6 protein-coding genes are annotated in these 10,371 nt (G+C 62.2%); all 6 read left to right on the top strand.

All coding sequences use genetic code 11. The annotated features are described in order from the left end of the window. The first annotated feature begins 1,635 nt into the window (after positions 1-1,635). Positions 1,636-4,344, top strand: a complete 2,709-nt coding sequence (cas3g, locus tag BLW41_RS06180) for a type I-G CRISPR-associated helicase/endonuclease Cas3g (RefSeq protein ID WP_093117414.1) — start codon at positions 1,636-1,638, stop codon at positions 4,342-4,344. Next, entirely contained in the window at positions 4,329-6,521 is a 2,193-nt protein-coding gene (gene cas8g1, locus BLW41_RS06175) for a type I-G CRISPR-associated protein Cas8g1/Csx17 (protein WP_093117412.1), read from the top strand. Before cas3g ends, cas8g1 begins: the two co-directional genes overlap by 16 nt. Then, entirely contained in the window at positions 6,518-7,693 is a 1,176-nt protein-coding gene (cas7g, locus tag BLW41_RS06170; RefSeq protein ID WP_093117410.1) for a type I-G CRISPR-associated RAMP protein Csb1/Cas7g, read from the top strand. The genes cas8g1 and cas7g overlap by 4 nt, the downstream gene beginning before the upstream one ends. A gap of 68 nt (positions 7,694-7,761) precedes the next feature. Next, positions 7,762-9,282 carry a type I-G CRISPR-associated protein Csb2 gene (gene csb2, locus BLW41_RS11525; protein WP_093117408.1) on the top strand — a complete coding sequence of 507 codons (1,521 nt, stop codon included), beginning with the start codon at positions 7,762-7,764 and terminating at the stop codon, positions 9,280-9,282. A gap of 375 nt (positions 9,283-9,657) precedes the next feature. Next, complete coding sequence (locus tag BLW41_RS06160) at positions 9,658-9,945, top strand: hypothetical protein (RefSeq protein WP_177169382.1); 288 nt, start codon at positions 9,658-9,660, stop codon at positions 9,943-9,945. Beyond that, positions 9,942-10,371 (top strand): recombinase family protein (locus BLW41_RS06155; RefSeq protein ID WP_143038630.1); only part of this gene is annotated, 430 nt, incomplete at its 3' end. The genes BLW41_RS06160 and BLW41_RS06155, both read left to right, overlap by 4 nt.

The following is a 10,371-nucleotide window of genomic DNA, read 5'->3' as shown; positions in this document are numbered from 1 at the left end:
CCCTTCCGGGCCCGCCGGAGCAGGCAGCTCGACCTGCTCGCCGAGGCAGCTGCCGAGGCGATAGACGCGAGCGCGCTCGAGTCGCTGATTGCGAAGCGCTGTGGCGGCCGCCGCTGAAGCGCCCGCCGCTGTGGCAGCCGCCCTGAGGCGCGCGTGCTGCTGAGGTGCGTGCTGCTGAGGTGCGCGTCGCTGAGGTGCCGGGCACGTCGCGAGCACGGTTTGGTCGCCGAGGGCCGCTCAAAGGGCCGATCCGCGGCTTGGAAGTCCCAGCAACCTGCTTAGTCTCGACCACCGCCTTTAGACCCAACCACCCCAGCTCCCCAACCGAGCTTGAGTTCTGGCAGGCCTCGTCAGGAACGCCTAGCCGAGAACGACTTCTCGGCTGAAATGTTTCTGCTCACCCAGCCGCTCACCCAGCAAGCGGCAACCCTCGCTCGGAGCACGCCAATGCACACGGGTAATCGACGGAAACGCGCCCAACCCTGTGACGCCCCGGGCAGCGCCCACCGGTCGGTTTTTGATCTTCCACAAGTCGATTTTTGGGCTCTTTTTGGGCCTAGGTTTTCCGTGGATACTGTTCGCCAGCGACAACCAGGGATCGGGCGACAAAATTCTGGGCAGCTAACTAATCCGATGGCTGCAGCCGCGGTAAGTCAGCAAGCTACACGGACCTACCCTTTACGCCCGCCGGTGCACAAAGTAGGGCTAGGCGCAAATATAGCCCGTTACGCGACCTTATGTAATTATGTAATTTCGCTGTGCGGCGGGCCGGCAACGCCACGTTGGTCCGGGTGTAGCAAAAGGAGTCGCCAAGGTGAGTAAAACGAAGCGACAGATCACGGAGGACGACAGCACCTTCGCCCCGGGCGACGTGGTGTCGGGCTTGCAGCCAGGCGAGCTGGTGGAAATGCGAAGCGTGACCCCCTCAGGCGCCGAGAGGCTGGTTGAGGGGGTTGCGCTCGCGTTCCGAATGCTGGTGAGGCGTCTTCTGGCCGCCGGGGAGTTGGCAGCGGTTGAAAGGGTCCGCGGACGACTCGAGATCAGCGAAAACGTCGAGGACGCGTGGGGCCTCCTCTCGGAGCTGGGGGAGCAGCTGCCGTGGCACCTGAGTGCTGAGGCATGGACCGAGCATTCGGCCGGCGTTACATACTATTCGACCGTGGCGCCAGTCGCGTTCGACCGAGATCCGAAGACGAAGGACCGGATCGCCTACCACCGCCAATCAGCCGAGATAGTCGGGAACGCGTGTACCGGTGGTGGGCTTCCGCAACCGCGCGAGGCAATCGCCGCACCGTTCTCCGCCCACCTAGAGGTGCCGCCAGCAAACGTCTCCCCGCCGTCTCGGCGAAAGAGCGGGAGCAAGCTTTCCCACGGGCTCCTGGTTTCAACGTTCGATCAGCACCCGCGGAGTCCGATGATGCTCGGGGCCCTGCGCTACCGAGGCTACGCGGTGTGCCGTCGTTTGGTGCAGACATTGACAATCACAGGGCAACGATACAACGCGTTGACGGAAGTACGATGCGAACGCATTGGGTGTTTTCGACGATTGGGCAGGCACCGGCCGGCAAGTACCGTGGTTGACTTCGGTCCTTCCGTTCTTCACACGCGCGACGCAGCTCATCCGAGGAGTCAGCGATGAACGAGTCTCAAGCCAAGGACTTGCTACGCCAGGCTTTGGGCTTCAAAGAAGGAGAGACACTCTACCCGTGGCAGGAAGAGCTTCTTGATCTAATGCTCAAAGGTGAAGTACCGGAACTAATCGACATCCCAACTGGGCTTGGGAAAACGTCAGTGATTGCGGTGTGGCTCGTGGCGCGGAAGTGCGGAGCCCAACTGCCCAGACGGCTTGTTTACTGCCTCCCGATGCGCGTGCTGGTGGAGCAGACCCGATCTCGGGCGGTGCGCTGGGCCCAGAACGTGGGATTGCTGGCTGGTGAAGCTCAGTTCGCTGGTAATGACCTCACGCACTACGAGATCGACTGGACCGCTCGTGACAAGGTCGCTGTCGTTACGCTGTTGGGCGGCGAAGTGCAGAGAGACTGGCGCGAATACCCCGAGCGTTCGGCAATCATCATTGGGACGCAGGACATGCTTCTGTCGCGTGCGCTGAACCGCGGTTTCGCTATGGCACCCCAGCTTTGGCCGGTCGACTTCGGGTTTCTAAACGTTGACACCTTGTGGGTCATGGACGAGGTGCAGCTCATGGGCTCCGGCCGCACGACGAGCGTTCAGCTGCAGACGTTCTGGGATGAGGCGCGACATCGCCACGGCACGCGCCAAACGGTGTGGATGAGCGCTACTTTAGGCAGCCAAAAGGGGGTCTGCACGCTGCCTGACTGGATGCAGACACCCGAGCGGAAGCAACGAGAGCTGTCGCGGCCGGCTCAGACGTACTCAGACAAGGACCTTCAGAACGAACAGTTCCTGACCCGATGGACTGCCCCAAAGTCTCTTGAGCTGCACCTCGAACCCGACCCTGCTCATGTTGGCCAGGTAAGCAAAGAGCGGAGAAGCCGAAGGTCCAAAGGTGCCGTGGCGGCAACGAGCTCAGGTTGGACCCTGCAAAGCCACGAACTTCTTGAGCGCATCCGTAGCGCAGCGCAAGGCGGTCGGACGGTGCTGGTATTCGTCAACCAGGTAAACAGGGCATGCGCGCTGTACGAGAAGCTTCGTGAGAAGCTTCGAGAGGACGGGGACGCTGGACCTGAGGTGTTGCTTCTTCACGCGCGGATGCGGCCGCGAGAACGCAAGGCCATTTATGAACAGAAGCTCGGAGCGCCTGTGCCACCCGGAGGCAGAGTCATCGTCGCGACCCAAGTGCTCGAGGCGGGCGTGGACATTGACGCCGACGCGCTATTCACGGAGCTATGCCCGTGGCCCTCTCTCGTGCAGCGTCTCGGACGGCTCAACCGGAGCGGCACCAGGCCGAGCACAACGGACGTTCGGGAGGGTCATAGGGATCCCGCTCCGGCCATCGTGTTCGAGCCGCTACCGCCAGAACGCAAGCAGGGCGAGTCTTCGAAAGAGTACGCGGAACGACGGAGGCGCGGGGCCGCCTCGCCCTATGAGGCAGAGGCGCTGGACGAGGCACGTTGCCAGCTGAAGGAGGTAATGGAAAGTCACTCCGGTTCTGTCTCACCGGAAACGTTGGCGAAGATTCCGGTGTCACTTCCAGTCGATGGCCCGGTGCTGAGGCGCTTCGATCTTGATGATCTCTTCGACACCGATCCGGATCTGAGTGGCGGGCATTACGATGTCGGTCCGTTCATCCGCGGAGTGGACCGGGACGTCGATGCGTATGTGCTCTGGCGACGGATCGACGGCGGTCTCGATCCCGACCAGCAGGTGCCGATCCATCCTGATGAGCTCTGCCCTGTGCCGTTCTACGAGGTGCGCGATGCCCTAAGGGACCGTGACGTCTGGGTCCTCAGCCTCGCGACTGGCCGGAACCGGGGCGCGGCTTGGCGCAAGGCACGAGGAACTGACATCCGCGCCGGGGATACCGTAATGGTGGACATCGGCGTAGGCTCGTATAAAGCAGGGTTTGGCTGGACGCCTGGGGCTAAGGAGCCTCCCGGTGAGATCGTCGATCGATGGACCCATGGCGACAGGGCGATGGTACGCGCCTGGATACGGATCGACCGTGGGACGGCGGAGGTGATCGACGACCGCATCGTGGGGGTGCGTGCTCGCCATGAGGACCCGCGTAGCTTCGCAAAGCGATGGATGGAGCTTGAGCTGCATTTGCAGGAGGCGGAGCAGAACGCCCAAGATTTGGTGACAGCCCTGAAGTTGCCGGCAGATCTTCGCGATTCGGTGACGTCCGCTGCTCGATGGCACGACGTGGGGAAGGCACTGGAGCGCGACGAGCGCGGTGAGTTACGCCGGCCGTTCCAAGACATGCTGCGCGCGGCCGGAAAGCGAGAGGATGGTCATCCCAAGCCCGATGTCTTGTATGCGAAGTCGAACCGCCACGGCGGCAAGCCGGCCGGCTTCCGCCATGAGCTGGCATCGCTACTTGCCTTCCTCCAGGCAGACCAAGCTGACGACCTCGCGGCCTTCTTAATCCTCGCCCATCACGGCAAGGTGCGGCTCCTGCCGGAGGCCTGGGACGACGAGAATCCCAACGACCTTTGCGGTGTGCGCCGAGAGGACCGCATCCCGAAGAACGCCCTGTCTCGTGGAACAGTCGGGTCTTGGGTACTCAACCCGGATATCCTGTTGCCTTCACGCAGTGGACCAGGCTGGCAGGGTCGCGTCCGCCGGCTGCTACAAGACTACGGCCCGTTTCTTCTTGCGTACCTGGAAGGGCTGGTGCGGGTGGCGGATTGGAGGGCGAGTTGATGACTACGATTGTATTTCGCGGTGTTTCACCACGCTCCCTTGGCGACCTTTTGAAGGGTTACGGGATCATGGCCATCGTCGGGGAGGAGTGGCCGGACACACTCTTCTGGTGGGACGAGGCCTTCCACCTGGTGGCTGAGAAGCAAACTGACCCCTCGGAGGACACCAAAACCGCTAAGAAGGATCTTTTGAACGTAATCAGAGAACGCGTGCTGAATTGGGCCGAGAAGGAGATGACGCCACTCAAGCCCCGCCGAGGAGACAAGCGCAAGGGTCTTAGCCGCCAGGATTCACCCGTCAAGAGCGCTCGTGAACAAGACAAGCTAGAACCGAAGGTGGCGCTTTGGGCACGCACAGTGGGCCTGCCAACTTTCGATCGCGATGGCGACGGAACAGAGCCGCACCCGCTTTTTCCGGCGCACGGCCAGGAAGGTTCCGGAGACTACTTCTCCCAAATCGAGAAGGCTGCCAAGGCCGCCGTAAGTGCTCCCGAAGACCTCAAGTGGTCGCTTTTTGCCAAGGGAAATGCCAAGGGAAATGCCAAGGGAAACCCGGCCCTGCGGTCCACACTGCAGAGTGGATATCTGTTCTTTCCAGAGGCGATGAAGCGTTATGCGACGGGGGTTAAAGAGTGGGAACGAGAAAAGGATGCCCCGGTAAGCCCGTGGTGCTTCTTGCTCGCGCTGCGCGGAGCAATGCTGCTCCGAGGCAGCCTTCGGCGGCTGCGCTGGGGGCGCCGCAACTACCCGGCGTTTCCGTTCGTCTTTGAGGGCTTGACCGTTGAGCTCGGCGCTGGCAAGTATTTCAGGAACGTCGAGCTACACCTGCCGACGTGGACTGCGAACCGGCCCCGGACGCTTGCGGAATTCGAAATGCAGGTGCGACAGTTCCAGGCTCGGCTGTCTGCGCGCGGCTTTGCTGCCACTGCCGCTGAGTTCCGGGCTGCGGTGGTGGGGCGCGGAGCGGGCGCGGCCTTCGATATCTTCCATCGCTTCGTACTGGAAGGGCGGCGACCGGGACAGCGCCAACCCATGCGCCAGGGGATTCCCCGTGGCGTGACCCGAGTCGGTGAGACAGGTGGAGCGAGTGGCCGCCTGAGACTCATGCTCGCTCCGCTTGCTGAAACGGGTTGGTTAGATCAGTTTGACCTTTCAGACAAGCTGCGTGCGGCGCGAGCCCGGGTGGATAGCGCCATCCACGTGGCCGTAGACGAGCCCGGCTTCGAAGCCTACCGCGGCGTGCTTGACGCTCTGTGGGATTTGAACCGCTCCATTCTTCTCTCGGGCGCACTCCGCCGAGATTTCGAGGACGCTCGCCGTACGCCCCGCCCACTGCCGCCTCTCCCGGCACGGCTCTGGGAAGAAGCGCTCCAGGATGCCCTCAACTCCTATGCTTGCTACCGCCTCGGCCGCGCCATCGGCTCGATCCTGGGTGTAAAGGCGGAGAGTGGCAACGCGGGAGTTGGCCCGGTACTAGAGCACATGCTGCCAGTCAGATACGACCGGGCCACGGGATCATGGAGAGCACCCGATCCACCTCCCTCGCGCCCCCTCCGCTGGGCAGGCCTCGACCCCCTGGCTGACTTCAAAGCGCTCCTGTGGTACCGCTGGCTCGACAGCGCAGATTTCGACCATCTGCCGTTCCAGGGCGCCAGGTGCGCGCCTCTTGAGGACGTCGCCGCCCTGCTTCGGGGCGAGGTCGACGTCCGCGAGCTCCACCGTCTGGCGGGCCTCTTCGCCTTGCTCGATTGGCAGAACCGTGACTCGGACACGTTCCAGCCTGGAGCGTCTGGGAGCGTGGCGACGGTCCCACCGGCTTACGCCGCCCTCCGCTTGTGGTTCGAGCTCGGGATTAGGCCCGCCCCGGACTCGCGCCCACCGCGCGACGGGGAGGTAGTGCGTCTGCTGAGCATCGGAAAGGCAGAACAGGTCCAGCGCGCTGCGACGCGAGCCCTCTCTCGGCTTCGCGTAGACGGGCTTCCATGGGATGAAGAGCCAAGGCCGATGGGCAAGGCGGTGGCGTGTTTCGAACCGGTGGTGCCTGAGTTTGAGGCTCCGCGGTTAGCGGTGGCACTGATGGTCCCAATAACCCGGAAGGACATGCGTGCCCTTTCACGGAGGCTCTGGGTGCCGATGGAGGAAACAAAGACCTCGAAAGAACTGGGGGTGACATCATGACTAACCAGGAAACGGATGCCAATACTGGCCGCGGCGGATCTTTGATCGACATTCTCTGGGAACACGACCAGGTGGTCATCACCGCCTCGCTAGAGCTGGTCAACGGCAGGTTCCTCCAGCCCACCGGCTTCCCTGACATTGGACCCTGCATCTATCGCGATAAGGATGGGAGACGCTGGTGCCTAGTGGAGAGTGAACAGAGCATGGCCAACCGGCTCGAAGCGGTTTGCATGAAGGAGCCGGGTGTGTGGACTGACGAGCTGGAAAAGTTGGAGTTGCCTGTGATCGCGGTCCTTGACCCGGACGAGAATCACGATAATCTTCTGACGACGAATCTATGCGAACCACACCGATGCGCATCGTCCTACGTGCTAGATGGAAAGATCGACGACCAAAACACAAAGACGATGAAGCAGGTGTTTGAACAAGAACTGGGACTGACACAAGATGGCGACTCCTGGCCCCTCGACAGGCGAGCCAAACTCGAGCGCCTTGTGTTCGCTCTCGATCCCGGCGCTCTGCTCCACGGCTTCCAGTTCGTGCAGTGGAAGTTCGTCGGACTCCGGCAAACTCGGCTGGTGCACGGACGACTGGAAGCGGAGCTCGCTGACGAGCCGGAGGTTCATTATGGGATGGTGAAGTGGGATGCGATAGAACCCGAGGCCACGCGCGAGGAGCGCGCGAACAAAGGTCAAAGCATCGCGGCAAAAAGCCGTATCGTGCCGAAGAAGATCGTCGCCTGGTTCGAAATCGACCTGCTCGGGCTAAAGGCCCTCGCACTCGACGACACCGAGAAGAAGTTCTTGCTAGGCCTTGCTCTCTGGAAGGTCGGTGCGTTTCTTGGCAACAAGCCCGCGTTCGACCCGCGCAGTCGCCAGACTCTGCCGAGCCTGCGGCTGCGAGCCGACTGCTACCTCCGCTGCAACTCAATCTCTTGGGAAGGGGATTCGCAGACCCGTCAAGTCAGCGCCGAAGAGCTGATGCAGGCCTTGCCCGAAGATCGGCCCGACTTCGCGAGCCTTCTGAGGGAGCTGAGCGAGCTGAGCAAAGCTCTCAGAGTCGAGAAGGATGCGTGCGGTGGCACGAATAGCGGGCCGGGTGGGCGGTGTGCCCAACTCTACAAAGGGCCGTTGGTGGAGGTTCGGTACAAGCCCAAGAAGAAGAAGGAGTAGGCGCAGCCCAAGCCTCCAGCCGATCAGGAGAAATCAGGCGGCGATACTGAAGAGCGGGAAGACCGGTGATGAGCAACGCGACGGTTATCGAGGTTGAACTCCTCGCCGGACGCTACCACGCCCACATCTGGGGCGAATCGCAGTTCGCTATGGCGGGGCCCGAATGGCCGCCGTCCCCGTGGCGGCTCCTGCGGGCGTTGGCATCGGCCTGGTTCTCAGATACCGGCCTATCCTCCGAGAAGGAGGATCGCGATCGTCTGCTTGAGAACTTGGCACACGCCGGTCCACCCGAGCTGTGGCTTCCAAAAACATCCTTTCACGAGATCCGTTACTACCAGCCGGTACGTAAGGGCGGCTTGGATCGCGTACGTCATCACGACTTTTTCGCTGTTCCGGAGGGCGGCCGCTTCTGGTTTAAATTCGACGTTAGTCTGGCTTGCCGTGAGCGCTGTTTGCTACGGCGCCTGCTCAGCCGCCTCCGCTATCTGGGTCGAACCGAATCGCGTGCCCGTCTTCGCGTGGTACACGATACGGAACCCCCTCCTCGCATCGAGCGCGTCACTCCTTTCCAGACCGAGCCGTCACGGGGGGACCAGCCACACCCCGAGCGGTCAGCCACGAACAAGGTCTACCGATCAGTACTGTGTGCGAAGGAGGACTTTCGTGCTTATCACCTTTGGGCTGTCCCAAACGAATGCACAGAGTATACTCCGACGGCGGGTTATCCGCCTCACCTGGTCGACACCCTGCTTGACCACAAGATGCCACTGCCTCCTGGGGCTCGCTGGGTCGAATACGAGCTTCCAGATGGGCTCATTGTTCACGAAATTCCGCCACGCTCGAAGGTGGGCGAGTCTCGCCCGCCGATCAATGTCGCCGAGATACGCTTCCGGCTTTGTCGTCGCATCCCCATCCCACTCCGGTTGTTAATCCCAGTTGCGCGCGCCTTTCGTGACGCTGCTGTCGCGAGGCACCGAGCCCTTACACCTGAGCATTCCCTTACCCTCACGGGACGGAAGCCCGACGGGACGATCGCGCGCGGTCATAGGCATGCCTATTACCTGCCGCGTCTTTCCGAGACGGGTGCTGTTGAGGGCTTAACCGTTCGCGTTCCGCAGGGCTCGCTCACGCGTGAGGAGCTATCCGCGTTGCTCGCTGTTGACCACATCCGAGTTGACGGAAGCCCGTATCCAATCACTGTCATCCCCGAGGCGACGATCGCGGAGTCGACACCCCCGCAGCCGGCAAGGCGTTGGGTGAGTACGACGCCGTTTCTACCTCCCGTCCCGCGTCGCTCCCAACAACATAGATGTAATCTCGAAGAGGCGGTGCTCCTTTCTATGGAGCACCTTGGCTTAGGGCGCCCAGCTTCACTCCGCAGGGCCCCTGGTCCTGCAGGACACGGGTCGATATCGCCTCTTCTTTCCCACCAGTACCTCGTCAACGTTGGCGATACTTACGGACGTCGCTGGATGTTTACGAAGCGATCGGCTTTTTGGCTCGAGTTAATCTTTGATTACCCTGTGCTCCTAGATTTACCGGTTGGTGCAGACTCACACTTCGGCGCAGGTCAGTTCAAACCGTGCTGATTTAGGCACCATTTCGCGCCCTTACAGCTCAACGCACCTTTCCCTTCGCACGGTATCCTCGCGGGCGCGTTGTCACTCAGCGTTGCCCTCAGGCCGGTCGCTCTGCCGGGCGCATTCGGCAAGATTTCCTCCGGCGCGCCACACGCCTCAGCGGCCGCCCTGCTTCAATGGGGCCCGGGTTTGTAAACCCGGGAAATGCGCGGAATGCGGGACGCGAGAAGCTGCTTCTACTGGTGCTTCAACGGGGCCCGAGTTTGTAAACCCGGGAAATCGCGAGCCTGGATCGTACGTGTGTGCCACGCCCCGCCACGCGTTAGGACGCTCCTGATCGGGTTCCGTGATTTCGATTACCCCTTGTGCGTAGAGCGTGCGTGTATGCTAGCATACGTGTGTGACGAACGGAACGAGCACAACATGAGACTGATCGCATCCGCACTCGTCGGCATTTTGACGTACACACTTATTGCGATCATGGTTATTCTCGACGCAATTGCGTTCGCGCTCTCGTGGGGGCTGCTTGGGCTGCTTGCTGCCGTGTGGCTCGTGCACACGCTCGGCATCTGGCTAGCGATCATTCCCGGTGCGATCATCGCGTGGGCAATCATCGGCAACATCCTGGATCGCATCGGTGAGCGCCTGATCGCGCGAGGGGTCCGGCTATGATCCGCCCCTACCTGCGCACATCCACGGCCGCCAAGACCTTGGCCTCTCAGCGCAGCGGGAGGCAATCGAGGCGTGGGCCGAGCAAGGGTCTTGTGGTCGAGGACTGGGCTGCAGAACACGTCTCGGGCTCCGTGCGCCCCCACAAGCGCCCCGAATGCGCCAAGCTGCTTGAGCGCATAGGACCGGGCGACACGCTTGTTGTGTCGCGACTCGACCGTCTGGCGCGCTCAGTCGTTGGGCTCGCCGAAATCCTGGAGATGGCGCACACAGGCGGCTGGACGCTCATCGGGCTTGATCCGGCGCTCGACACCACCACCCCATATGGCCGGACGCTCGCCCAGGTCGCGGGCGCGTTCGCTGAGCTTGAGCGCGAGCTGATCCGCCAGCGCACGCGGGAGGCGCTCAAGGCTCGCAAGGCGCGCGGCG

The sequence above is a fragment of the Thermoleophilum album genome, from assembly GCF_900108055.1.
In the GTDB taxonomy this organism is placed as follows: Bacteria; Actinomycetota; Thermoleophilia; order Solirubrobacterales; family Thermoleophilaceae; genus Thermoleophilum; species Thermoleophilum album.
This window is presented reverse-complemented; position numbering and strand designations above follow the sequence as displayed.

Coding starts and splice junctions, on each gene's coding strand:
- cas3g (WP_093117414.1), top strand. CDS start 1,636: ATGAACGAGTCTCAAGCCAAGGACTTGCTACGCCAGGCTTTGGGCTTC.
- cas7g (WP_093117410.1), top strand. CDS start 6,518: ATGACTAACCAGGAAACGGATGCCAATACTGGCCGCGGCGGATCTTTG.
- csb2 (WP_093117408.1), top strand. CDS start 7,762: ATGAGCAACGCGACGGTTATCGAGGTTGAACTCCTCGCCGGACGCTAC.
- BLW41_RS06160 (WP_177169382.1), top strand. CDS start 9,658: ATGCTAGCATACGTGTGTGACGAACGGAACGAGCACAACATGAGACTG.